Here is a 24227-nt window from a genome sequence, read left to right on the forward strand (position 1 = left end):
GCTCTACAGGGAACGGCTGCACGATGGGGGCACCCCACCAGCACTGCAACGAGGAGGTGCGGCCGTGGCGGAGACGCCCGACACCCAGGCCGACCGGACCCGCGACGAGGCCGTCGAAGCGGCACTCGGCAAGCTCGACCTCGACACGAAAGCCCGGCTGCTCTCGGGCCAGGACATGTGGACCCTGCCCGCACTCCCCGAGATCGGGCTGGGGTCCCTGGTGATGTCCGACGGCCCCATCGGGGTCCGCGGCGTGCGCTGGACCGCGGACGACCCGTCCGTCGCCCTGCCGTCCCCGACGGCCCTGGCCGCCGCCTGGGACCCCGAGCTGGCCCGCCGCGCCGGCCGGCTGCTCGCCCAGGAGGCCCGCCGCAAGGGGGTCCACGTGCTCCTCGCGCCCACCGTGAACCTGCACCGCTCGCCGCTGGGCGGCCGCCACTTCGAGTGCTACTCCGAGGACCCGTACCTCACCGGCCGGATCGGCACCGGCTACGTGAAGGGCGTGCAGGAGGGCGGCGTCGGCACCACCGTCAAGCACTTCGTGGGCAACGACGCCGAGACCGACCGCTTCACCGTCGACAACCGCATCGCGCCCCGCCCCCTGCGCGAGCTCTACCTGGCCCCCTTCGAGGCCATCGTCGAGAACGCCCACCCCTGGGGCATCATGACCGCCTACAACCAGGTCAACGGCACGACGATGACCGAGCACCGCCACCTGGTGAACGAGGTGCTCCGCGGCGAGTGGGGGTTCGACGGCTTCAACGTCTCCGACTGGATGGCCGCCCGCTCCACCACCGGCGACATCGCCGGCGGCCTCGACGTGGCCATGCCCGGCCCGCAGACCGTCTACGGCGAGCCGCTGGCCGCCGCCGTCCGCGCCGGCCGGGCCGACGAGGCGGACGTCGACGCCGCCGTACGCAACGTCCTCCGCCTCGCCGCCCGCGTCGGGCTCCTCGAAGGCGCCCCGCCCGTGGTCGCCGAGCCGCCCGCGGCCGTCGACGGCCAGGCCCTGGCCGCCGAGATCGCCCGCCGCTCCTTCGTCCTGGTACGGAACGAGAACGGCGCCCTCCCGCTCCCCGCGGGCCGCACCGTCGCCCTGGCCGGCGCAGCGGCCCGCGACGCCCGCGTCCTGGGCGGCGGCTCCGCCACCGTCTTCCCCGAGCGTGTGGTCTCCCCGCTCGACGGACTGACCGCGGCCCTCCCCGACGGCGCCCTGACCTTCAGCGTCGGCGCCGACCCCAGCGACGAACTCACCCCCGCCGACAAGGGCTTCACCCTCCGGGCCGTCTGCCGCGACGCCGAGGGCACGGTCCTGGGCGAGGGCGCCCTGCCCAGCGGCCAGGTCCAGTGGATCGGCGACGACCTGCCCGCCGGCGTCTCCTACGACACCCTCGCGACCATCGAGGTCACCGGCACCTTCGTGCCCCGCGAGAGCGGCGAGCACGCCTTCGGCACCCGGGGGCTCGGCGCCTTCGCGCTCACCGTCGGCGGGACCCCGCTCTGGACGGGCGTCCAGGAGATGGGCGACGAGGCGGACCCCTTCGAGGCCTTCTTCGGCGCCCCCAGCGAGCGCGGCCGCGTCCTCCTCACCGAGGGCGAGTCCGTCGAGGTCTCCCTGCTGTACCACGTGCCGGACATGACCGCGGCACCGCTCAAGGCCGTCATGTTCTCCTTCCTCCACCTCGGCCCGCAGCGCGACGGCGACGAGCTGATCGCCGAGGCCGCGGCGGCCGCCCGCGCCGCCGACACCGCCGTCGTGGTCGTCGCCACCACCGAGCGCGTCGAGTCCGAGGGCTTCGACCGCAGGGACCTGCGCCTGCCCGGCCGCCAGGACGACCTGGTCCGGGCCGTGGCCGCCGCCAACCCCCACACGGTGGTCGTCGTCAACGCCGGCTCCCCGGTCGAGCTGCCCTGGCGCGACGAGGTCGCGGCCGTGCTGCTCGGCTGGTTCCCCGGCCAGGAGGGCGGGGCCGCGCTGGCCGACGTACTCCTCGGCGCCGCGGAGCCCGGCGGGCGCCTGCCCACCACCTGGCCGGCCGTCCTCGGCGACGTCCCCGTCACCGACGTCACCCCGGTCGACGGCCGCCTGGAGTACGGGGAAGGCCTGTTCATCGGCTACCGCGCCTGGGAGAAGGCCGGCGCCGTCCCCGCGTACTGGTTCGGCCACGGCCTCGGCTACACCGACTGGGCGTACGAGTCACTCGACGTGACGGGATCCACCGCCCGGGTCCGGATCCGCAACACCGGCACCAGGCCCGGCCGCGAGGTCGTCCAGCTGTACGCCGCCCCGCTCGCGGACAAGGCGGAGCGTCCGGCACGGTGGCTGGCCGGCTTCGCCGGCGTCGAGGCGGGCCCCGGCGAGACCGCCGAGGCCGTGATCGAGCTGCCCGCGCGGGCCTTCGAGGTCTGGGACGAGCAGGCCGGGTCCTGGGCCCAGGTGCCCGGCGTGTACGAGATCCAGGCCGGGCGCTCGGTCGGCGACCTCCGCCTGACCGCCACGATCGTCCACTGACCGGCACCCCGGACCGGAGCCGGGGCGGGCCCTGACACCCGCCCCGGCTCCCGCACCACTCGGTCACCGGACGGCGCCCGCGCCGCCGGAGCCTGCGCCACCAGCCCCCTGCGCCACCAGCCCCTTGCGCCACCAGCCGATCGCGCCCCCGGCCCCCTGCGCCGTCGACCCCTATGCCAGCGGCGCCCGGGCCGCCGTCACCTGGCGGTGCGCCAGCTCCGCCAGCCGCGCCTGCCCGTCCTTGCCCGGGTGGAACCAGTCCCACCGGCTCAACTGCCCGACCGTGAAGGGGTACTGGAAGACCGCGCCGCCGTCGTACCGGCACAGCGGGTCCTTCCCGCACACCTCGCGCAGCGCGTCGTTGTACGCGACCACCCGGGCCCGCACCGACTTGCGCCGCGTCACCGCGGGCGCGTCCACGGCCAGCGGGTCCGCCAGCATCGAGGGGCACACGCCCAGGTTCCAGATCTTCCGGCCCAGCGGGCTGCCCCGCCCCTGCTCCCACAGCCGCATCAGGTCCGGCACGCTCGACACGTACACCTGCGTCTTCGGCAGCCTGGCCCGCAGCGTCTTCAGGGCCCGCTCGAAGTCGGCGCGGAACTCGGCCACCGGCGTCATCGCGCCGGCCGTGGCCCGGCACGCGTCGTTGGAACCGGTCATGACCGTGACCAGCTCGGGGCGCTGCACCGCCGCCTCCTCCAGCTGCGCCGGCAGGTCGGCCATACGGGCGCCCGTCCGGGCGAAGTTCCAGCTGCTGCCCGCGGCCTTCGCGTCCCCGAGCAGCCGGGTGGCCAGACTGCGCACCGCGGGATCGCTGCCGGTCGCCCACGAGGCCTCGGGACAGTCCGCCAGAACCGAACATGCATCGAAACCCCGGGTGATGGAGTCACCCACAGCGGCGATGGAGGAAGGATTCGCCTTCCACTCTGGAGTGGGCTTCGCCGAAGGCCGCGCGGCGGACACCCCACTGCGTCCACCCTGACCCCCGCCGTCACCCGCGGAACAGCCCGAGACCGCCCCGACCAGCACAAGTACGGCCGTGGCCGCTCCCGCGACGGTGGTCCCGGCGCGGTGGCGCCCCGTCGTGCTCCCCATGCCCGTGGTCCCCTCCCTCGTCGCCGGGCGGTGTTCCGTCGGCGTCCTGCTGAGTGAAAGCCCGGTGTTTCCGGCCCTCGGGACCGACCGTACGTCACACCTGGCACCCCGGCGCACGGTAGCTTTTCCCCGTGGCGATTCAGCCGCACAACCCCAGTGGCGCAATGTCAGATCGGTTCCGGTAAATTACAACACGTCACATACTGTCCGTTTTCAGGAGATTCACTCCCGATGTTGTCTACTATCAGTGACCTCGGGAGCGGCACCGGAACGAGGCCGCTGGGGAAGGCGAACCTCGTCCCACACTGGAGGTCCCGGTGACGACACGTGGAGTTCTGTACGTGCACTCCGCACCGCGCGCGCTCTGTCCGCACGTGGAATGGGCGGTTGCGGGCGTGCTCGGAGTGCGGGTGAGCCTCGACTGGATCAGACAGCCCGCGTCGCCGGGCACCTGGCGGGCCGAGTTCTCCTGGGAGGCCGAGGCGGGTACGGCGTCCAAGCTCGCCTCCGCCCTGCGCGGCTGGCACCAGCTGCGCTTCGAGGTGACGGCCGAGCCCTGCCCCACCGCCGAGGGCGAGCGCTACAGTTCCACGCCCGAACTGGGCATCTTCCACGCCGTCACCGGCCTGCACGGCGACATCCTGGTCCCCGAGGACCGGCTGCGCGCCGCCCTGGCCCGGGCCGCCGGCGGCGAGACGGACCTGGAGGCGGAGATCGCCAGACTGCTGGGCAAGCCCTGGGACGACGAGCTGGAGCCCTTCCGCTACGCGGGCGAGGGCGCCCCCGTCCGCTGGCTCCACCAGGTGGTCTGAGGACGCGCGGAGCACCCGCGGTCACGACGGAGGGCCCCGCCCGGCAAGCGCCGGGCGGGGCCCTTCACGTCAGTGCGACTCCGCGGATCAGACCGTCCGGAAGGCGAGGACCACGTTGTGGCCGCCGAACCCGAAGGAGTTGTTGATCGCGGCGATCTGGCCCTCGGGCAGCTTCCGCGGCTCGCCGACGACCACGTCGGCGTCGATGTCCTCGTCCATCGCGTCGACGTTGATGGTCGGCGGGGCGACGCGGTGGTGCAGTGCCAGCACGGTCGCGACGGTCTCGATGCCGCCGGCGCCGCCCAGCAGGTGGCCGGTCATCGACTTGGTCGCGGAGATCGCGACGTGGTCGAGGTCGTCGCCCAGCACCTTGCGCAGGGCCTTGATCTCGGCGATGTCGCCCTGCGGGGTGGACGTGGCGTGCGCGTTGAGGTGGACCACCTCGGACGGCTTCAGGCCGGTGTTGTCCAGCAGGTTCTGCACCGCCGCCGCGACGCCGCGGCCGGTGGGCTCGGGCTGCGCGATGTGGTGGGAGTCGGCGGACAGGCCCTGGCCGAGCACCTCGCAGTAGACGCGGGCGCCACGGGCGGCGGCGTGCTCGGCGGACTCCAGGACGACGACGCCCGCACCCTCGCCGAGGACGAAGCCGTCGCGCTCCTTGTCGTAGGGACGCGAGGCGAGCGTGGGGTTCTCGTTGTTCTTGGACATCGCCATCATGTTGGCGAAGGCCGCGATGGGCAGCGGGTGGATCGCCGCCTCGGTGCCGCCGGCGACGACCACGTCGGCACGGCCGGTACGGATCATCTCGACGGCGTACCCGATGGCCTCGGCGCCGGAGGCGCAGGCGCTGACCGGGGTGTGCACGCCCGCCTGGGCGTTCACCTCCAGGCCGACGTTGGCCGACGGGCCGTTCGGCATGAGCATGGGGACGGTGTGCGGGGAGACCCGGCGCACACCCTTTTCCTTCAGTACGTCGTACTGGTCGAGCAGGGTCGTCACGCCGCCGATGCCGGAGGCGATGACGGTGCCGAGGCGGTCCGGGTCGATCGACGCGTCCTCGCCGGCGGGGCCGGTGTAACCGGCGTCCTGCCAGGCCTCCTTGGCCGCGATCAGCGCGAACTGCGCCGAGCGGTCCAGCTTGCGGGCCACCGGGCGGGGCAGCACGTCCATGGGGTCCACGGCGGCCGGAGCGGCGATGCGGACCGGCAGGTCGGCGAACCGCTCGCCCTCCAGGGGCTTGACCCCGGAACGGCCGGCGAGCAGGCCTTCCCAGGTCGACGCGCTGTCGCCACCCAGCGGAGTGGTGGCGCCGATACCGGTGACGACCACGGTGCGATTGGTCGGGCTCACAGGAATTCTTTCTCCACGTGTAAGAGGGTGCTGAATTGTCACGGCGCCACCGCCGGGTGGCGACAAGCGCGCTCGATCAGGCCTGGTGCTTCAGGATGTAGTCGGCAGCGTCGCCGACCGTCTTGAGGTTCTTGACGTCCTCGTCCGGGATCTTGACGTCGAAGCGCTCTTCGGCGGCGACGACGACCTCGACCATGGACAGGGAGTCGACGTCCAGGTCGTCGGTGAAGGACTTGTCGAGCTGAACGTCCTCGGTCGGGATGCCCGCGATCTCGTTGACGATGTCGGCGAGACCCTCGACGATCTCGTCCTGGGTGAAGGCCATCTGGCGCTCCTTCGATAGCTGTCGTAAAAGGTGGTGCTCGGCGGGTGACCGGAGGATCCGGACGCCTAGGGGAGAGTAACGACCGTCGCGGCGTAGACGAGACCCGCCCCGAAGCCGATGACGAGCGCGGTGTCCCCGCTCTTCGCCTGCCCGGTCGCCAGGAGCCGCTCCATCGCGAGCGGGATCGAGGCGGCCGAGGTGTTGCCGGTGGTTTCGACGTCACGGGCGACCGTGACGTGCTCCGGCAGCTTCAAAGTCTTCACCATCGAGTCGATGATCCGCATGTTTGCCTGGTGCGGGATGAAGACGTCCAGGTCGTCCGGGGTGATCCCGGCCGCGTCCAGCGCCTGCTGGGCGACCTTCGCCATCTCGAAGACGGCCCAGCGGAACACCGCCTGGCCCTCCTGCGTGATGGCAGGGAACTTGTCCCCGGTCTGGTACTTGTCCCACGGCACGGTCTGCTTGATGGTCTCCGACTTGTCGCCCTCGGAGCCCCAGACGGTCGGACCGATGGCCGGCTCGTCCGAGGGCCCGACGATCACGGCACCGGCGCCGTCACCGAACAGGAAGGCCGTGGCACGGTCCTCCAGGTCGGTCAGGTCCGAGAGCCGCTCCACGCCGATGACCAGCACGTACTCGGCGGAACCCTCGACGACCAGACCCTTCGCCAGGGTCAGGCCGTAGCCGAAGCCGGCACAGCCCGCGGAGATGTCGAACGCGGCGGGCTTGCCCGCGCCGATGCGGTCGGCGATCTCCGTGGCGACCGCGGGGGTCTGCTTGAAGTGCGAGACCGTCGAGACGATCACGGCACCGATCTGCTCCGCCGAGATGCCGGCGTCGGCCAGGGCCTTGCCGGAGGCCTCGACGGACATCGAGGCGACGGTCTCGTCCTCGCCGGCCCAGTGGCGGGTGGCGATGCCCGAGCGGGAACGGATCCACTCGTCGGACGAGTCGATCGTCTCCAGGATGACCTCGTTGGGCACCACGCGGGTCGGGCGGTAGCCGCCGACACCGAGGATGCGGGCGTACGGGGAGCCCTTGGCAGGCTTGATCTTCGACATGCTGTGGGGGCTCCTTCTCTCAGGCCGCGTGCTCGGCGATGAGCGCGGCGGCCTTTTCGAGGTCGTCCGGGGTCTTGAGGGCCACCGAGGGAACACCCTTGAGCGCGCGCTTGGCAAGGCCCGTGAGGGTCCCGCCCGGGCACAGCTCGACGATCCCGGTGACCTTCAGCTCCGCGAAGGTCTCCATGCACAGGTCCCAGCGCACCGGGTTGGCCACCTGGCCCACCAGGCGGGCGACGACCTCGGCGCCCGAAGCCACGACCTGGCCGTCCTTGTTCGAGACGTAGCTCAGCGACGGGTCCGCCGGGGAGAGGGCCTTGGCGGCCACCTCCAGGGTGGCCACGGCCGGAGCCATGTGGTGCGTGTGGAAGGCCCCCGCGACCTTGAGGGGGACGACCTTCATGGCGCCCTCGGGCTTGTCCTCGCCCAGGGCGGCCAGCTGCTCCATCGTGCCGGCGGCCACGATCTGGCCCGCGCCGTTGATGTTGGCCGGGGTCAGACCCAGCTTCTCCAGGTGGGCGACCACGGTGTCCCGGTCGCCGCCGAGCACGGCGGACATGCCGGTCGGGGTGACCGCGGCGGCCTCGGCCATCGCCAGGCCGCGGGTGCGGACGAGCTTGAGCGCGTCCGTTTCGGACAGCACGCCCGCGTAGCCGGCGGCGGTGATCTCACCGACGCTGTGGCCGGCGACGGCGCCGAAAGCGGAGCCCGCGTCCAGGGCGGCGGCGGACAGCAGACCCGCGGCGACGAGCAGCGGCTGGGCCACCGCCGTGTCACGGATCGCGTCGGCGTCGGCCTGCGTGCCGTAGTGGGCGAGGTCGAGACCGATGGCGTCGGACCAGGCGGCGAGCTTGTCGGCGGCGCCGGGAAGGTCGAGCCAGGGGGTCAGGAAGCCGGGCGTCTGAGCGCCTTGGCCGGGAGCGACGAGTACGAGCACCCTCACACTCTCTCTTGTCGATGGTCCCCGCCGCCCGTGGGGACAGGGACGAAGAACCGATGGGGTAATTGTTGATGTCCTACAAAAGTCTAGGACCCAGTATCACCGTCGGCCAGACGCCCCAGAATCAGCGCGATCCTCAGGGTGAACGCTGAACGTACATCGGACGGGGACCATCCGGTGACGTCCGTCACACGTCGCAGCCGGTAGCGCACGGTGTTCGGGTGCACGAACAGCATCCGCGCAGCCCCCTCAAGACTGCTCGCCTGCTCCAGATAGACGCTCAAGGTTTCCAGGAGCGCCGATCCGGCCTCCTCCAGCGGTCTGTAGATCTCCTCCACCAGCTGTTCGCGGGCCGAGGGGTCTCCCGCGATGGCGCGCTCCGGCAGGAGATCGTCCGCCAGCACCGGGCGCGGCGCGTCCTGCCAGGCCGCACAGGCCTTCAGGCCCGCGGCCGCGGCCTGCGCGGACCTCGTCGCGGTGAGCAGGTCGGGTACGACGGGCCCCGCCACGACCGGGCCCGCGGCGAACGGGCCGATCAGCGCCTTGGCCACGCCCAGCGGGTTGTCGCTGCCGCCCGCGATGACCACCAGCCGGTCGCCCAGCACCCCGGTGAGCACCTGGACCTTCGCGTGCCGGGAGGCGCGCCGGATGGCCTCCACCGTGAGTTCGCTGTCGCCGTCGGGGGCCGTGCCCAGCACCACGCAGACGTGCTCCGGCGAGTTCCAGCCGAGCGCGGCGGCCCGGGAGAGCGCGCCCTCGTCGGCCTCGCCGGACAGCACCGCGTTGACGACCAGGGACTCCAGCCGGGCGTCCCAGGCGCCGCGCGCCTCGGCGGCCTGCGCGTACACCTGGGCCGTGGCGAAGGCGATCTCCCGGGCGTACACCAGCAGCGCCTCGCGCAGGATCGACTCGTCGCCGGGTGCGGCGACCTCCTCGATCGCGGCCTCCATGACCTCGATCGTGGTGCGCACCATCTCGACGGTCTGGCGGAGCGTGATCGCCCGGGTCAGCTCGCGCGGAGCCGTGCCGAAGACGTCGGTCGAGATGGCCTGGGGGGTCTCGGGGTGCCGGAACCATTCGGTGAAGGCCGCGATGCCGGCCTGGGCGACCAGACCGATCCACGACCGGTTCTCCGGGGGCATCGCCCGGTACCACGGCAGCATCTCGTCCATGCGGGCGATCGCGTTCGCGGCAAGGCGGCCCGACGACTTCTCGAGCCGTCGCAGCGTCGCGGCGTGCGGGTGGGCGGGATGCGCGGGGGAAAGCTCACGATCGGGTTCTGGCACGGGACAAGACTGCCTTATCCGGACGCCCGGGCGGAGCCCCGGGGTCTACGGTGGCTCCCATGACGGATGTGCGGCGCGGTGCTGACCGGTATGCGGGCGGGGACGGGGAGGCCGGCATCACGACCCGGCACGCCTTCTCCTTCGGGAGCTTCTACGACCCCGAGAACATCCGGTTCGGACCGGTCCTGGCGTGCAACGAGGAGCTGCTGGCGCCCGGCGCGGGCTTCGAGGAGCACCCCCACAGCCACACGGAGATCGTCACCTGGGTCGTGGAGGGCGAGCTGACCCACCGCGACACGGCGGGCCACGCGACCGTGGTGCGGCCCGGGGACGTGCAGCGCCTCGGCTCCGCCGCCGGTGTCCGGCACGTCGAGCGGAACGACGGCGATGTTCCGCTGCGCTTCGTGCAGATGTGGCTCGCGCCTCTGGAGGCCGGGGGCGATCCCTCGTACGAGGTGGTCCGGGGGATCGCCGACGGCACCCCGTACGGTCTGCCGGCCGCCGGCGCGGTGCTGCACGTGCGCCGGCCGGCCGCCGGCGAGCGTACGGCCGTACCGGACGCGGCCCGCGTGTACGTGCACGTGGTGCGCGGCGAGCACGGCCTTGACGGCGAGTTGCTCGGCCCCGGGGACTCGGCGCGGATCACCGGCCCGGAGGGCCTGGAGATCGTGGCGAAGTCCCCGGGGGAGCTGCTGATGTGGGAGCTGCCGTGACGGCGGTTCCGGCAGCGGCCCGAGGGGGCGGCCCGGCTACCTGAGGTAGACGATGCCGTCCGTCGTGATCGTCGGGCGGCCGGCGGTGCCGACGTTGACGACCTTCAGGGTGTGGGTGCCGCCGGTGGTCCAGGACTTCGTGAAGACCGCGTCCCGGTACTTCACGGTGTCCGACTTCAGGTCCACCGTGGCGACCTTGGCCCCGTCGAGGTAGACGTGCGCCTGGCCGGAACCGCTCGCCCGGGACACCACCCACGCCACCGAGCGGCCGGTGAAGGTCCAGCCGAGGGAGGCGTTCGCGGACGAGGTCGAGAGCGAGCCGCCGCCGAGGTAGCTGCTGCTCGAACGGGCGGCCCAGGTGCCGGACTTGACGGCCGCCGTCTCCTGGAGGAGGGCCGGCGCGGCCGTGCCCGAGGCGGTGGCGGTGTTGCCCGCCTGGTCGTACGCGGTCATCGGGAAGGCCGTGGTGACGCCGGGCGCGGCGGTCTTCGCGGAGCTGAGCGTGGTCGGCAGGTAGGTGACCTGGACCGGGGCGGTGAGCTTGACGTTCTTCAGCGCCGCGGTGTCGGCCGCCCGCCAGGAGAGCGTGACCGGGACGGCCGTGGGCTCGACGGTGCCGGCGCGCAGGGCGAGCGAGGGCTTGACCGGGAAGGTGGGCGGGGTGGTCTCCGCGACCACGGTGACGGCCGCCGAGGTCGCGACCCTGCCCGACTGGTGGGTGGCGCGGACCTGGACCTGGTGGCTGCCGGGCGGCAGGGTCGCGGCCGCCGAGGTCGCCGTGCCGCTCTCGCTCGCCACGGACGTGCCGTCCACCAGCAGTTCGTACCTGGTGATGAACGCGGCGGGGGTGGTGGCGGTCCAGCGGACCGTGACCGCGCCCCTGGTGTAGTACGTGCCGCCCGACTTCCCGGCGCCCGACACGGAGCTGACGGCCAGTCCGGCGACCGGGCCGGCCGCCCAGTTGCGCAGGGCGGGCAGCTGTCCGTACAGCGTGGTGCCGGGGCACTCGGTGGCGAAGCCGTCGCGGTGGCCGGAGATCCGCCGGAAGGTGACGTCCGTACCGGCGGTGTACTTGCCGTTGTCGATGACGGCCTTGACGGTGGTGCTGCCGGCCGGGTCGTGCCGGTACTGGCCGAGCTTCCAGGCGGCGACGCGGGCCACCGCGGTCTTGGCGGCGGCCGGTGCGTCGACGCCGGTGTAGCTGCCGATCACCGCGATGCCGGTGGTGTCGGTGTTGAAGCCGTACGTCTGGGCGCCGACGACGGGGAGGTCGACGCCGCCCTTGCGGCCCTCGAAGACCGTGCCGCACTTGTCGACGATGAAGTTGTAGCCGAGGTCCTTCCAGCCGTTCGTCTTCACGTGCAGCGTGTGCAGGCCGCGCATGATCGCGGCCGAGTCGGCGCAGCTGTAGTCGTTGTTCTGCGCGGTGTGGTGGACGAAGGCGACCTTGACCTCGGTGCCGTACGCGGCCGCCTCGTCGTTCATCGTCTCGTCGGCGCCCCATTCGGCGCGGGTGACGATCGGCGGCCGGGGCACGGTGGAGACCGGCGCGGCCGGCGGCGGGGTGGTGGAGACGCTCGGCGACGGCGTCGCCGGGGCGGGCTCCGAGGTGCTGGCCGACGGCTCGGGGGCGGTGGCGCTCGCGGAGGGCGCGGTTCCGTCGGCGGTGGGGGTGCCGACGGGCGTGGGCTCCGGTGCGGTGGCGCTCTCGGACGGCTCGGGAGCAGGCGCGGTGGGGGTGGCCGTCTCCTCCTCCGTGCTGCCGACGGCGTACGCGGCCGGCTCGGCCCGTACGACGCGGGAGCTGCCCGGGTCGACCAGGTCGACCCGCAGGCCCTCGGGCAGGCCGGCGGAGCCGCGACCCTCGACCCGGACCTCGACGCCGTCGGAGGGGCCGGTCCAGGCGGGTTCGGAGACCCCGCGCAGGCCGGGGCGGGCGGCTCCGTCGGACGCGGCCTCGCCCTCGGAGCCGAGAGTGAGCCAGCGGCCCCACTCGCCGGTCTTCCGGGAGTGGGCGCGGACCTTGATCACGCCGTCGACCGTGCGCGAGGGGTCGGCCCAGGAGACCGCCAGCATGCTGAACGGGCCGGTGTCCTCGTCCTGGTACGCGGCCTCGGCGCCGGACACCTCCAGGGCCGGGGTGCGCATGGTGGAGACGACCGGTCCGGAGGATCTGCCGCCGCTCTCCGGCTCGGGGTCGAGGCCGTCCGTGCCGACCACACCCTGGAGGGTGAGGACGCCGGCGATTCCTGCGGTGACGGCGACGGCCGTCAGCCAGATTCTGCGCGTGCGCACCGGTTCTCTTTCTCTCCGACCAGTGGGGGGTGGCGGGGGGAGAACCGGAATCTATCCGTCCGAAGGGGGTCGACTACGGGCGCTTTTCGGCCGCAACCGGACAGACCGTCAGGAGGCGGGTCCGTGATCTGCGTCTCAAAGGGAACGCAGCTCGGCCAGCACCGCGTCCGTGAAGGGCGGCCACGCCTCGACGGCCCAGGGGCCGAAGGGGCGGTCCGTCAGCGCCACGCACGCGGCGCGCGCGTCCGGGTCCACCCACAGGAAGGTGCCGGCCTGCCCGAAGTGGCCGAAGGTGCGGGGCGAGGAGCCGGCGCCGGTCCAGTGCGGGGACTTGCCGTCGCGGATCTCCATGCCCAGGCCCCAGTCGTTGGGGGACTGGCTCCCGTAGCCGGGCAGCACGCCCTTGAGGCCCGGGTGCACCACCGCGGTGGCCTCGGCGACGGTGCGGGGGTCGAGCAGGCGGGGCGCCTGGAGCTCCGCCGCGAAGCGGACCAGGTCCTCGACGGTCGAGACCGCGTCCTTGGCCGGCGAGCCGTCCAGGGTGGTCGACGCCATGCCGAGCGGCTCCAGCACCGCCTGGTGCAGGTACTCGGCGAAGGGGATGTCGGTGGCCTTGGCGATGTGGTCGCCGAGCACCTCGAAGCCGGCGTTGGAGTAGAGCCGCCGCTGCCCGGGAGGGGCCATCACCCGGTGCTCGTCGAAGGCCAGCCCGCTGGTGTGCGCGAGCAGGTGGCGTACGGTCGCGCCCTCGGGCCCGGCCGGCTCGTCCAGCTCGATCGCCCCCTCCTCGTACGCGACCAGTGCGGCGTACGCGGCGAGCGGCTTGGTGACGGAGGCCAGCGCGAAGCGGTGTCCGACCGGCCCGTGCGTTCCGGCGACGGTGCCGTCGGCCCGGACCACCGCGGCGGCGGCGGTCGGCACGGGCCAGGTCTCGATGATGCGCAGGCTCTCCATGCCGCCGAGCCTACTTGCTTGGAGTGCACTCCAAGTCTCTAGCGTGGGGGCCATGAGCCTGACGGAGAGCCGGTACACCATCGGCGAGGTGGCCGAGCGCACCGGACTGAGCGCGCACACCCTGCGCTGGTACGAGCGGATCGGCCTGATGCCGCACGTGGACCGGTCGCACTCCGGCCAGCGGCGGTTCAGCGACCGGGACCTCGACTGGCTGGCCTTCGTCGGCAAGCTGCGGGCCACCGGCATGCCGGTGGCCGACATGGTCCGGTACGCGGAGCTGGTCCGTGCGGGCGACCACACCTTCGACGAGCGGCGCGAGCTGCTGGAGCGGACCCGTCGCGACGTCCTCGCGCGGATCGACGAGCTCACCGGCACGCTCGCGGTCCTCGACCGCAAGATCGGCATCTACACGGGGAAGGCACGTTCCTGATGGAGCACGGCAAGATCGCACAGGTGGCACTCGGTACCGGCGGCCCGCTGGTGGGCGTCCAGGGCCTGGGCTGCATGGGCATCAGCGAGTACTACGGCGAGACGGACGAGGCGGCGGCGCGCGACACCCTGGAGGCGGCCCTGGAGGCCGGCGTCACCCTCTTCGACACCGCCGACGTCTACGGTCTCGGCAGGAACGAGGAGTTCCTCGCCCCCTTCGTGGCCGCCCACCGGGACGAGATCGTCCTGGCCACCAAGTTCGCGCTCGTACGCAGGCCCGACGACCCCTCCTACCGGGGCATCCGCAACGACCGCGACCACATCCGCTCGTCCGTCGAGGGCAGCCTCAAGCGGCTGGGCGTCGAGACCCTCGACCTCTACTACATGCACCGCCGCGACCCCGCCGTGCCGCTCGCCGAGTCGGTCGGCGCCATGGCGGAGCTGGTGGCCGAGGGCAAGGTGCGCCACCTCGGGCTGAGCGAGGTCACCGGGGCGGAACTGCGCGAGGCGCACGCCGTGCACCCGATCACCGCGCTGCAGTCGGAGTGGTCCCTGTTCAGCCGGGACGTGGAGCTGAGCGCGGTGGGCGCCGCGGCCGAGCTGGGCGTGGCCTTCGTGCCGTACTCGCCGCTGGGGCGGGGCTTCCTGACGGGGGCCTTCGCCGACGCCGGCAAGGAGCTGACCCCCGGCGACTTCCGGCAGGTCCAGCCCCGGTTCAGCGGCGCGAACGCGCGGGCCAACGGCCTGCTGCTGGAGCCGGTACGGGCGGTGGCCGCGGCGCGCGGTGCGAGCCCGGCGCAGGTCGCGCTGGCCTGGGTGCACCAGCGGGCCGAGGTGCACGGCCTGGCGGTCGTGCCGATCCCGGGCACCCGGAAGCGGGCCCGGCTGCTGGAGAACACCGCCGCCGCCCGCATCACGCTGACCGCGGAGGAGCTCGCGCTGCTGGAGCCCCTCGCGGGCCGGGTCGCGGGCGACCGCTACCCGGACATGACCTTCACCTCGCTGGTCCGGGAGGCGTAGGGAGGGGCCGGGGCCCGGTGCCGGCCGGGCCCCTCACAGCTGGGCCAGCAGCTCGGCCTTCTTCGAGGTGAACTCGTCGTCCGTGAGCAGCCCGGCGCTGTGCAGTTCGCCCAGGTGCCTGATCCGGTCGGCGATGTCGGCCGGGTCGCTGCGCGGGCGGACCGCCGCGACCGGCAGGGCCGGCCCCCGGCTCCGTACCGCCCGCAGCACGGCCGCGGCGAAGGGCAGCGACTCGTGCACCGCACCGCTGCCCGTGCCGAACAGCACGGTGGCCGGGTCCTGGTCGGGCTCGGCGGTACGCGTCCCCGCGCCCGGCCCCTCGCGGCGCAGCAGCCGCAGGTGCCCGCCGGGCGCCTCCGGGGTGCGCCACTCCACGCCGCCCAGCTCCGCCACGGGCAGGTACTGGTCGCCGGCCCGCCACTTGGTGGTGGAGGCGCCCGTCCGGGACCAGCGCAGCGTCACGGCCGTGCCGTCGAAGGAGGCCTTGGCGTCGTACCCCTTGAAGTGGACCGGAGCCTCGGGCGCGGCCACCAGGAAACGATTCGCCGGCTCGTCCGGCACGGGGCCCAGCGCGTCCCGGAGCTGCCGCACCAACTCGCCCGCGAGCGCGGCCCGGTCGGCCGGCAGCACCAGCCGGTACGGGTCGCAGGACTCCTTGAGCTGCCCCGCGGCAGCCTCGACCAGCGGATCGGCGCCCGGCCGCGGCTGGGCCCGCAGCACCACCGTGTCCCGCTTCCCCGGGGTGACCGTCGCGCCGGCCAACGCCTCGTAGGGCACGCGCCGTTGACCCAGCGCAGCCCACAGCCGCGGCGTCCTGATCCCCCGTTCGAAGCGGATGAGCACCGAATCCGAATGGAACTCCCAGACGGCGTGATTTCCGGCCAGTACATCACCCATGCGGCTCATCGTAAGCGGGCGTACGCCCCGGCGTCCCCTCGCACAATGGGCGGATTTCCGGGCCCTAGGCCCCTGCGGGACCGTCTGTCCCGGAAATCCCTCGCGTACAGGAGGTTTCACCGGGCGCACAGGTCACGGACGTGTACGAACCGACGCCGATCCGGGCGAAGTTGCCGAGGGAGGCCGATCCTGGCGTGAAATAGCCGGTGTGCCCCTTCGCGCCGGCGGAGGACAGCACCCTCGCCCCGAACGCCGGGTCCACCGGGTCCGCCCCGTGCCCGATGCCCCCGACCTCCAGGTACGGCACGTCGCCGATCCAGTCCTCGGGGTCCCGGGTGGCCCAGACCCGCGCGGCGGTGCCCAGTCCGGCCGCCGACCGGGCGCGCATCCCGGGGCTCCCGGCGACGGCGATGTCGGTGACCCGGGCCGGCAGGTGCCGTGCGGCCACCCCGCACACCACGGAGCCGTAGCTGTGGCAGAACAGGGCCACCGAGGAGTGCCCGGGCAGCCCCGCGGTGAGGGCGGCCAGCCGTGCGGCGCCCTGGGCGGCGAGGTGCCCGGTGGCGGCGTCCACCCCGACGCCGGCCGGTGTGGTGTACCCGGCCCAGGCGATCACGGCGGTGCCGCCGCCCGGTGCGGCCGCGCGCTCGGCGTCGTACAGCGCCTCGGCCATGCCCACGGGGGCGGAGTAGCGGCGCTGGGTGCGCTCGAAGGTCAGTACGTCGGTGTCGACGCCCGGGACGACGACGGAGACCCGGCGTGCGGTGTCCAGGTCGCCGAAGACCTCCGCGACCAGGCCGCCGCCGGTGGGGTCGAAGAAGAGGATCCGGCGCCCCGGCTCCAGCAGCGAGCCGAACCGGTGCGCGCGGCGGGCGGATGCGTCGCGGGCGGCGGGGGCCAGCCCGCTGTCCCGGGCGCGGGCCTGCTCGGCGGTGCGGGCGAGGGCCAGGGCCCGCCGGTTGGCCCGGTACCGCAGGGTCACGGGCGCGCCGTCGAGGCCGCCGACGACGAGCGGGAAGCGGTCGGCGAGCCGGGCGCGCTGGGCGCCGTCCAGGCTCGCGAAGAAGCTCCGCAGGCGGGGGGCGGGCGCGTCGGCGGGCGGCAGCCGGCGGCCGTCGATGGTGGCGCGGGCCCACACGGCCAGGGCCCCGGCACGCGGCGACGGCTCTTCCGCCGAACGGTGCAGGGCGGTCCAGCCGGTGGTGAACAGCATGACGAGGACCACCAGGAGGGCGAGCAGCGCGCGCCCGGCGGTGGGGCCGCCGACGGCGGGGGTGCCCACGGCGGTGGCAGGGGGAGGGTCGGTGGGAGTCACTGCGGACCACAGTAGGAGACCCGTACGGGCGAGTCCCCACAGGGTGACCGGCGTCACCTTCCGTACGGCGGTGGCGTCACCCTCCGTACGCAGCCGGTGTCCGCCAGTCGGCGGCGAGGGCCGGTGTGAGGTGGTCGAGGTACTCCTCCGTCATCCGGCGGATCGACTCGACGGAGGCGTCGGAGCCCAGTCCCCACAGCCGTCCGGTCACCCGCATCACGCCGGAGAAGGCGGCGACCGCGACGCGGGGGCGGGGGTCGGCGTTCACGTCCAGGCCCTCGCGGTCGGCCACCAGCCGGGCGATCTGCTCCTCCAACTCCACGGACCGGCGCAGGTGCACGGCGAGCAGCGCCGGGGTCGACTCGATCATCTGGTAGGTCCGCATGTGGAGTTCGACCGGTACGACCTCGCCGATGGCCTCCTCGATGGTCTCCCAGGCGCCGAGCACAGCGCCGCGCAGGGCGGTGAAGGGGTTCTCCTCGGCCGGGCGGGCGCGCAGGGCGGCGAGGAAGTGGGACTCGACCAGGTCCTGGGCGGTGAAGGCCACTTCCTCCTTGTTGGCGAAGTAGCGGAAGAAGGTGCGCTGGGAGACGTCGACGGCCTCGGTGATCTCGTCGACCGTGGTCTGCTCGTAGCCCTTGGTCGTGAAGAGCACGAGGGCGGCGCGCAGCAGCGCGTCCCGGGTGCGCTGCTTCTTGCGCTCGCGCAGCCCGGTCGGGGCTCCGGTCGGGGCGGCCGGCGCGATTCGATGTTCCGTCATCACCGGATTTGTCCTCTCTCCGCCTGGGCGGCTCACCCTAGCCTGTGAGCCAAATGACAGTCGCTGTCTCGTTAACCCGTTGGAGAAATGTCAGCGACTGACACTAGCCTTCCTGTCATGACTTCTCAGCTCACCGTCGCCGACGGGGCGACTTCCAAGACCCCCGGCGACGAGCCGGGCAAGGGGCTGCGCGGCCACCCGTGGCTCACGCTCTTCGCTGTCGCGATCGGCGTCATGGTGGTCACCCTCGACGGCACGATCGTCGCGATAGCCAACCCGACGATCAAGGAAGACCTCGGCGCCACGCTCGCCGAGGTCCAGTGGATCACCAACGGCTACCTGCTCGCACTGGCCGTCTCCCTGATCACCGCGGGCAAGCTCGGCGACCGGTTCGGCCACCGCCAGACCTTCCTCATCGGCATCGCCGGCTTCGCCTCCGCCTCCGCCGCCATCGGCCTCTCCGACAGCGTCGAACTGGTCATCGCCTTCCGCGTGCTCCAGGGTCTCTTCGGCGCACTGCTCATGCCGGCCGCGCTCGGCCTGCTGCGCGCCACCTTCCCCGCCGAGCGGCTCAACATGGCCATCGGCATCTGGGGCATGGTCATCGGCGCCTCCACCGCCGGCGGCCCGATCGTCGGCGGTCTGCTCGTCGAGCACGTCAGCTGGCAGTCCTGCTTCTTCATCAACGTGCCGGTGGGCCTGATCGCGCTCGTCTTCGGCCTGGTCATCCTCAAGGACCACCGCGCCGAGAACGCGCCCAAGTCCTTCGACCTGCTCGGCGTCCTGCTGCTCTCCGGAGCCATGTTCGGGCTCGTGTGGTCCATCATCAAGGCCCCGGAGTGGGGCTGGGGCGACGGCCGCACCCTCGGCTTCCTCGCCGGGACCGTGCTCTCCTTCGTGCTCTTCGCCTTCTGGGAGACCAAGGTCCGCGAACCGCTCATCCCGCTGGGCATCTTCCGCTCCGTACCGCTCTCCGCGGGCACGGTCCTGATGGTCCTGATGGCCTTCGCCTTCATGGGCGGCCTCTTCTTCGTGACCTTCTACCTCCAGAACGTGCACGGCCTCAGCCCGGTCGACAGCGGCCTCTACCTGCTGCCGCTCACCGGCATGATGATCATCGGCTCCCCGGCGGCCGGCGCGGCCATCACCAAGCTCGGCCCGCGCATCCCGCTGGTCGCCGGCATGGTCGCCACCGCTGCCGCCTGCTTCGGCCTGGCCGGACTCGACGCCGGCACCGGCACCCTCGCCATGTCCCTCTGGTTCGCCCTGCTCGGCCTCGGCCTCGCACCGGTCATGGTCGGCGCGACCGAGGTCATCGTCGGCAACGCCCCGCTGGAGCTGTCCGGCGTCGCGGGCGGCCTCCAGCAGGCCGCCATGCAGGTCGGCGGCAGCCTCGGCACGGCCGTCCTCGGCGCCGTCATGGCCGCCAAGGTCGACGGCGAGTTCGAGGACAACTGGGCCCGTGCCCAGCTCCCGCCGCTCCGGCCGGAGCAGCTGGAGCTGATGAAGAAGGGCGTCGAGGTGGGTTACGTCCCGCCGTCCCCCGAGGGCACGCCCGAGGCCGTCACACAGACGATCTCCACCGTGGTCCACGACACGTTCGTGTCGGGCATGAGCCTCGCCTTCCTGGTGGCCGGCGTCGTCGGCGTGCTCGCCGCGGCCGTCGCGCTGCTCACCAAGCGGGGCGAGAACGCCGAGGCGGGCGCCGGAGTCGGCCACATCTGACCCGCCGCCCGGACCACCGCGCGGGCGTCAACCCGATGCGTACGAGAGCCCCGCCGGCCACCGCCGGCGGGGCTCTCGCCTATCCGGGTGGACCCGGGCCGGCCCCCTTCCGCCAGGGCATCGGCGCAGGTCAGCGTGGGGGCACGGCGATCCGTACGGGCCCCCGGTCCGCCAGGACCACCCGTACGGGCCATCGCCGCACCACGAGACGGGACGAACCATGCGCATGTACCCCAGCACCCTCGCCGCGGCCGCGCTCCTGGCCGCCACGGCCCTGCTGCCCAGCACGACCCCGCAAGCCCAGGCGGCCCCGACCACCCGCACCACCGCCACCACGGCATCCCACGCCCAGGCGGCCCCCGGCACCCACACCACCTCGGGCATCCGGCCCGCCCCCCGAACCCAGGCCGCCCCCGCCGCCCCCGGCACCCGGGGCGCCGCCCCGCCGCCGCTCGCGCTCGGCACCTGTGAGCGCGGCCAGCTCTGCCTCTGGGCCAAACCCGGCTTCCAGAGCACCCGGCGCGTCCACGAGCTGAGCACCACCGACGTGGACAGCTGCGTACCGCTGCCGCCCGGCAAGACGGCTCAGGCCCTGGCCAACCGCACCGGCCGCCCGGTCACCACGTACCAGTCCGCCGAGTGCGCCGAGACGGGCGAGTTCCAGACCTACCCCGGCGACGGCGTCTGGCTCCCCGAATCGCCGTACCAGATCCGCGCGTTCAAGGTGTGGGAGAACTAGGCGGCGCCACGGCTGCACCGGCCTCGGGGAGCGTCGCCGACGGCACTGCCGCCGGCACCGCCGCCGGTTCGTTCCCCGAGAGCCGGGCCACTTCTGCGCGGAGGGCCCTGACCTCTTCGGTCAGGGCGGCGATCGCGGCGGTCTGGAGGCGTTCCTCCAGGTCGTCGCGTTCGAAGCGGGAGATGAACCAGGCCGCGATGTTGGCGGTCACCACACCGAGGAGGGCGATGCCCGACAGCATCAGGCCCACCGCCAGCACCCGGCCGAGCCCGGTGGTGGGGGAGTGGTCGCCGTACCCGACGGTCGTCATGGTCGTGAAGGACCACCAGACCGCGTCCCCCAGGTTCCTGATGTTGCCGTCGGGGGCGTCCCGCTCCACGCTCAGCACCGCCAGCGAGCCGAACATCAGCAGCCCCACCACCGCGCCCGCCACATAGGTGGTCAGCCGGATCTGCGGCGCCATCCGGGCCCGCCGCCCGACCAGCAGCAGCGTCGAGACCAGCCGCAGCAGCCGCAGCGGCTGGAGCATCGGCAGCAGCACCGCCAGCAGGTCCAGCCAGTGCGTACGGACGAACCGGCGGCGGTCCGCCGAGAGCGCCATCCGTACCAGGTAGTCCAGGGCGAAGGCGCCCCACACGCCCCACTCCACCAGCAGGCACGCCTCGTGCACCCGGACGCTCGCCTCCGGCACCACGATCGGCACGGCGTAGGCCACACCGAACGCGACGGCACAGGCGAAGAGCGGGATCTGGGTGCGGCGCTCCCAGCGGAGCTGGCGGGACGGTTCCTTCATGCCCCGCATCGTAAGGAAGACACGGGAGGGGCCGGGACCACGGCTGTCCGCGGTCCCGGCCCCTCCCGGTGCTCCGGCTCCTCCGGCGCTCCGGCGCCGTACGGCTACGCGTCGCCGCCGGCGGCGCCCGGGTCGGCCGCGGACACGTCGAGCAGCTGGTACCGGTCGATCGCCTGCTTCAGCACCGAACGGTCGATCACGCCGTCCTTGGCCAGCTCCGTCAGCACCGCCAGCACGATCGACTGCGCGTCGATGTGGAAGAACCGGCGGGCCGCCCCGCGGGTGTCCGCGAAGCCGAAGCCGTCCGCGCCCAGCGAGGTGTACCGGCCCGGCACCCAGCGCGCGATCTGGTCCGGCACGGACCGCATCCAGTCCGAGACCGCCACGAACGGTCCCTGCGCGCCGGACAGCTTGCGGGTGACGTACGGGACGCGCTGCTCCTCCTCCGGGTGGAGCAGGTTGTGCTCCTCCGCCTCGACGGCGTCGCGGCGCAGCTCGTTCCAGGAGGTCGCGGACCACACGTCGGCCCGGACGTTCCACTCCTGGGCCAGCATCCGCTGCGCCTCCAGCGCCCACGGCACCGCCACGCCCGAGGCGAGGATCTGCGCCGGTACGGCACCCGCCTCGCCCGCGCTGACGCGGTGCACGCCCTTGAGGATGCCCTCCACGTCCACGCCCGCCGGCTCGGCCGGGTGCTGGATCGGCTCGTTGTAGACGGTCAGGTAGTAGAAGACGTCCTCGCCCGGCCGGCCGTCCTCGGTCGCCCCGTACATCCGGCGCAGGCCGTCCTGGACGATGTGCGCGATCTCGTACCCGTACGCCGGGTCGTAGGCGACGCACCCGGGGTTGGTCGAGGCGAGCAGCTGGGAGTGGCCGTCCGCGTGCTGGAGGCCCTCACCGGTCAGCGTCGTACGGCCGGCGGTCGCGCCCAGCACGAAACCGCGCGAGAGCTGGTCGGCCATCTGCCAGAACTGGTCACCCGTGCGCTGGAAACCGAACATCGAGTAGAAGACGTACACCGGGATCAGCGGCTCGCCGTGCGTCGCGTACGCCGAACCGGCCGCGATCAGCGAGGCCGTGCAGCCCGCCTCCGAGATGCCGTCGTGCAGCATCTGGCCGGTCGGCGACTCCTTGTACGCGAGCAGCAGGTCGCGGTCGACCGCCTCGTACTGCTGGCCCAGCGGGTTGTAGATCTTGGCGCTCGGGAAGAACGCGTCCATGCCGAAGGTCCGGTACTCGTCCGGAGCGATCAGCACGAACCGCTTGCCGATCTCCTTGTCCCGCATCAGGTCCTTCAGGATGCGGACGAAGGCCATGGTCGTGGCGATGGACTGCTGGCCGGAGCCCTTCTTGGCCGCCGCGTACGTCTTGTCCTCCGGCAGCGGCAGCGGCTTGGCCCGCACGACCCGGGTCGGCACGTACCCGCCCAGCGCCTGGCGCCGGTCGTGCATGTACTGGATCTCCTCGGAGTTCCGGCCCGGGTGGTAGTACGGCGGCGCGCCGTTCTCCAGCTGCGCGTCCGTGACGGGGATGTGCAGGCGGTCGCGGAAGCGCTTGAGGTCGTCGACCGTCAGCTTCTTCATCTGGTGCGTGGCGTTGCGGCCCTCGAAGTTCGGGCCCAGCGTCCAGCCCTTCACCGTCTGCGCCAGGATCACCGTCGGCTGGCCCTTGTGAGCCTTGGCCGCCGCGTACGCCGCGTAGATCTTCTTGTGGTCGTGGCCACCGCGACCCAGGTGGAGCAGCTGGTGGTCGCTCATGTTCTCGACCATCTGCCGCAGCCGGTGGTCGTCGCCGAAGAAGTGCTCGCGGATGTACCCGCCGGTCTCGGTGGCGTACGTCTGGAACTGCCCGTCCGGCGTCGAGTTCATCTTGTTGACCAGGATGCCGTCGCGGTCCTGGGCCAGCAGCGGGTCCCAGGAGCGGTCCCAGATGAGCTTGATGACGTTCCAGCCGGCACCCCGGAACTGGGACTCCAGCTCCTGGATGATCTTGCCGTTGCCGCGGACCGGGCCGTCGAGGCGCTGGAGGTTGCAGTTGACCACGAAGGTCAGGTTGTCCAGGCCCTCGCGGGCGGCGAGGGAGAGCTGGCCGAGCGACTCGGGCTCGTCCATCTCGCCGTCACCGAGATACGCCCAAACGTGGGACTTGGAGGTGTCCGCGATTCCGCGCGCCTCCATGTAGCGGTTCATCCGGGCCTGATAGATCGCGCCGAGCGGGCCGAGGCCCATCGAGACGGTCGGGAACTCCCAGAAGTCCGGCATCAGACGCGGGTGCGGGTAGCTCGAAAGGCCGTACGGGGCCTTCGACTTCTCCTGGCGGAACGCGTCGAGCTGCTGCTCCGAGAGGCGGTCCAGCAGGTAGGCGCGGGCGTAGATGCCGGGCGAGGCGTGGCCCTGGAAGAAGATCTGGTCGCCGCCGTCGCCCTCGTCCTTGCCCCGGAAGAAGTGGTTGAAGCCCACGTCGTAGAGGGAGGCGGAGGAGGCGAAGGTGGCGATGTGGCCGCCGACGCCGATGCCGGGGCGCTGGGCGCGGGAGACCATGACGGCCGCGTTCCACCGGGTGGCGTTGAGGACCTTGCGCTCGATCTCCTCGTTGCCGGGGAAGAACGGCTCGTCCTTGGTGGCGATGGTGTTGACGTAGTCCGTGCTGCGCATCTCGGGCACGGCCACGCGCTTCTCGCGGGCCCGCTCGATCAGCCGCAGCATCAGGTAGCGGGCACGCTCACGGCCCCGCTCGTCGACGGCGGCGTCCAGGGAGTCGAGCCATTCCCGGGTCTCCTCCGGATCGAAGTCCGGTACCTGACTCGGCAGGCCGCCAATGATGATCGGGTTGCGATCGGATGCGGAAGCCACGCTGTTCCTTCGCTGTCGGGGGAGTCGTGCCTTGGGCTTTCAGGCCGCCTCCCATCGTCTACCGCCGCGTCCGGGACGTCATCTTTACCGCTAGGTAACCCAGGGAACTTCCGGTGATTGCCGAGTTTCCAATGGGATGGTCCGGACATCTCGCAACCTTACGCCCAAGAGGTTTACGAGGTTCGTAAGGCCGTTCGTCCCTCAAAGGGGTAGGAAAGTCATCAAGGGATTCCGAATACCCTTGGACGATGTGGCGCGGATCACGGAAGGGGCGGTGTCGAGGTGCCCTGAGTTGCGGCGAGACGACCCTGATCGTCACCGTTTCGACGGTCTCGACGGCCGGGTACTTGCGCG

The 24227-nt window shown here is 72.6% G+C and carries 19 protein-coding genes and 1 pseudogene; 7 read left to right on the forward strand and 13 right to left on the reverse strand.

From position 1 onward, the window contains the following. Positions 1–64 precede the first annotated feature (64 nt). A complete protein-coding gene (locus tag ACIF6F_RS26620; protein WP_399951527.1) occupies positions 65–2512 on the forward strand; it encodes a beta-glucosidase in 2448 nt (815 codons plus the stop codon). A 171-nt stretch (positions 2513–2683) separates the two neighbouring features. On the opposite strand, the gene ACIF6F_RS26625 is transcribed toward ACIF6F_RS26620, so the two are convergent. After that, positions 2684–3607 (reverse strand): SGNH/GDSL hydrolase family protein, encoded by a 924-nt coding sequence (locus ACIF6F_RS26625; RefSeq protein WP_399951531.1) that lies wholly within the window; start codon positions 3605–3607, stop codon positions 2684–2686. Between the two features lie 317 nt (positions 3608–3924). Between ACIF6F_RS26625 and ACIF6F_RS26630 the strand changes: the two genes are divergently transcribed. Then, positions 3925–4419: a DUF3145 domain-containing protein gene (locus tag ACIF6F_RS26630; protein ID WP_399951535.1), complete on the forward strand. Its 495-nt coding sequence runs from the start codon at positions 3925–3927 to the stop codon at positions 4417–4419. Positions 4420–4506: 87 nt separating this feature from the next. On the opposite strand, the gene fabF is transcribed toward ACIF6F_RS26630, so the two are convergent. The 5 genes from fabF to ACIF6F_RS26655 all read right to left on the reverse strand — a co-directional run bounded on the left by fabF (position 4507) and on the right by ACIF6F_RS26655 (position 9381). Further along, positions 4507–5769 carry a beta-ketoacyl-ACP synthase II gene (gene fabF / locus ACIF6F_RS26635; RefSeq protein WP_399951538.1) on the reverse strand — a complete coding sequence of 421 codons (1263 nt, stop codon included), beginning with the start codon at positions 5767–5769 and terminating at the stop codon, positions 4507–4509. A gap of 76 nt (positions 5770–5845) precedes the next feature. Further along, positions 5846–6094 carry an acyl carrier protein gene (locus ACIF6F_RS26640; RefSeq protein ID WP_399951541.1) on the reverse strand — a complete coding sequence of 83 codons (249 nt, stop codon included), beginning with the start codon at positions 6092–6094 and terminating at the stop codon, positions 5846–5848. A 65-nt stretch (positions 6095–6159) separates the two neighbouring features. Beyond that, complete coding sequence (locus ACIF6F_RS26645; RefSeq protein ID WP_399951544.1) at positions 6160–7155, reverse strand: ketoacyl-ACP synthase III; 996 nt, start codon at positions 7153–7155, stop codon at positions 6160–6162. Between the two features lie 19 nt (positions 7156–7174). Then, complete coding sequence (locus ACIF6F_RS26650; protein WP_399951547.1) at positions 7175–8092, reverse strand: ACP S-malonyltransferase; 918 nt, start codon at positions 8090–8092, stop codon at positions 7175–7177. An 89-nt stretch (positions 8093–8181) separates the two neighbouring features. Then, complete coding sequence (locus ACIF6F_RS26655) at positions 8182–9381, reverse strand: PucR family transcriptional regulator (protein ID WP_399951550.1); 1200 nt, start codon at positions 9379–9381, stop codon at positions 8182–8184. 59 nt (positions 9382–9440) lie between these two features. Between ACIF6F_RS26655 and ACIF6F_RS26660 the strand changes: the two genes are divergently transcribed. Then, positions 9441–10094, forward strand: coding sequence for a pirin family protein (locus ACIF6F_RS26660; RefSeq protein WP_399951553.1), 654 nt, complete (start codon positions 9441–9443; stop codon positions 10092–10094). A gap of 36 nt (positions 10095–10130) precedes the next feature. On the opposite strand, the gene ACIF6F_RS26665 is transcribed toward ACIF6F_RS26660, so the two are convergent. Next, on the reverse strand, positions 10131–12389 hold the full coding sequence (locus ACIF6F_RS26665) for an N-acetylmuramoyl-L-alanine amidase (RefSeq protein ID WP_399951556.1): 2259 nt from the start codon (positions 12387–12389) through the stop codon (positions 10131–10133). Between the two features lie 135 nt (positions 12390–12524). Next, positions 12525–13343, reverse strand: a complete 819-nt coding sequence (locus tag ACIF6F_RS26670; protein WP_399951559.1) for a serine hydrolase domain-containing protein — start codon at positions 13341–13343, stop codon at positions 12525–12527. 52 nt (positions 13344–13395) lie between these two features. Between ACIF6F_RS26670 and ACIF6F_RS26675 the strand changes: the two genes are divergently transcribed. Continuing rightward, positions 13396–13773, forward strand: coding sequence for a MerR family transcriptional regulator (locus ACIF6F_RS26675; RefSeq protein ID WP_399951562.1), 378 nt, complete (start codon positions 13396–13398; stop codon positions 13771–13773). Next, positions 13773–14792, forward strand: coding sequence for an aldo/keto reductase (locus ACIF6F_RS26680; RefSeq protein ID WP_399951565.1), 1020 nt, complete (start codon positions 13773–13775; stop codon positions 14790–14792). The genes ACIF6F_RS26675 and ACIF6F_RS26680 overlap by 1 nt, the downstream gene beginning before the upstream one ends. A gap of 33 nt (positions 14793–14825) precedes the next feature. Here the strand turns inward: ACIF6F_RS26680 and ACIF6F_RS26685 are convergent, their stop codons facing one another. From ACIF6F_RS26685 to ACIF6F_RS26695, 3 genes are all read right to left on the reverse strand, one after another. Beyond that, a complete protein-coding gene (locus ACIF6F_RS26685) occupies positions 14826–15698 on the reverse strand; it encodes a DUF4429 domain-containing protein (protein ID WP_399951568.1) in 873 nt (290 codons plus the stop codon). Positions 15699–15753: 55 nt separating this feature from the next. Then, entirely contained in the window at positions 15754–16902 is a 1149-nt protein-coding gene (locus ACIF6F_RS26690) for an alpha/beta hydrolase (protein WP_399952053.1), read from the reverse strand. Between the two features lie 178 nt (positions 16903–17080). Then, positions 17081–17764, reverse strand: a complete 684-nt coding sequence (locus ACIF6F_RS26695) for a TetR family transcriptional regulator (protein ID WP_399951571.1) — start codon at positions 17762–17764, stop codon at positions 17081–17083. A gap of 117 nt (positions 17765–17881) precedes the next feature. Here ACIF6F_RS26695 and ACIF6F_RS26700 point away from each other — a divergent pair. Both ACIF6F_RS26700 and ACIF6F_RS26705 read left to right on the forward strand, forming a co-directional pair. Further along, positions 17882–19520, forward strand: a pseudogene (locus ACIF6F_RS26700) (MFS transporter); the annotation flags it as partial. A gap of 195 nt (positions 19521–19715) precedes the next feature. Continuing rightward, positions 19716–20228 (forward strand): peptidase inhibitor family I36 protein, encoded by a 513-nt coding sequence (locus tag ACIF6F_RS26705; protein WP_399952056.1) that lies wholly within the window; start codon positions 19716–19718, stop codon positions 20226–20228. Here the strand turns inward: ACIF6F_RS26705 and ACIF6F_RS26710 are convergent. Together ACIF6F_RS26710 and aceE are read right to left on the reverse strand one after the other, a co-directional pair. Further along, positions 20209–21021, reverse strand: a complete 813-nt coding sequence (locus ACIF6F_RS26710) for a potassium channel family protein (RefSeq protein ID WP_399951574.1) — start codon at positions 21019–21021, stop codon at positions 20209–20211. The genes ACIF6F_RS26705 and ACIF6F_RS26710 overlap by 20 nt on opposite strands. 104 nt (positions 21022–21125) lie before the next feature. Further along, positions 21126–23873, reverse strand: a complete 2748-nt coding sequence (aceE, locus tag ACIF6F_RS26715) for a pyruvate dehydrogenase (acetyl-transferring), homodimeric type (RefSeq protein ID WP_399951577.1) — start codon at positions 23871–23873, stop codon at positions 21126–21128. Between the last annotated feature and the right edge of the window lie 354 nt (positions 23874–24227).

This window comes from Streptomyces sp. NPDC086023 (assembly GCF_044540325.1).
In the GTDB taxonomy this organism is placed as follows: Bacteria; Actinomycetota; Actinomycetes; order Streptomycetales; family Streptomycetaceae; genus Streptomyces.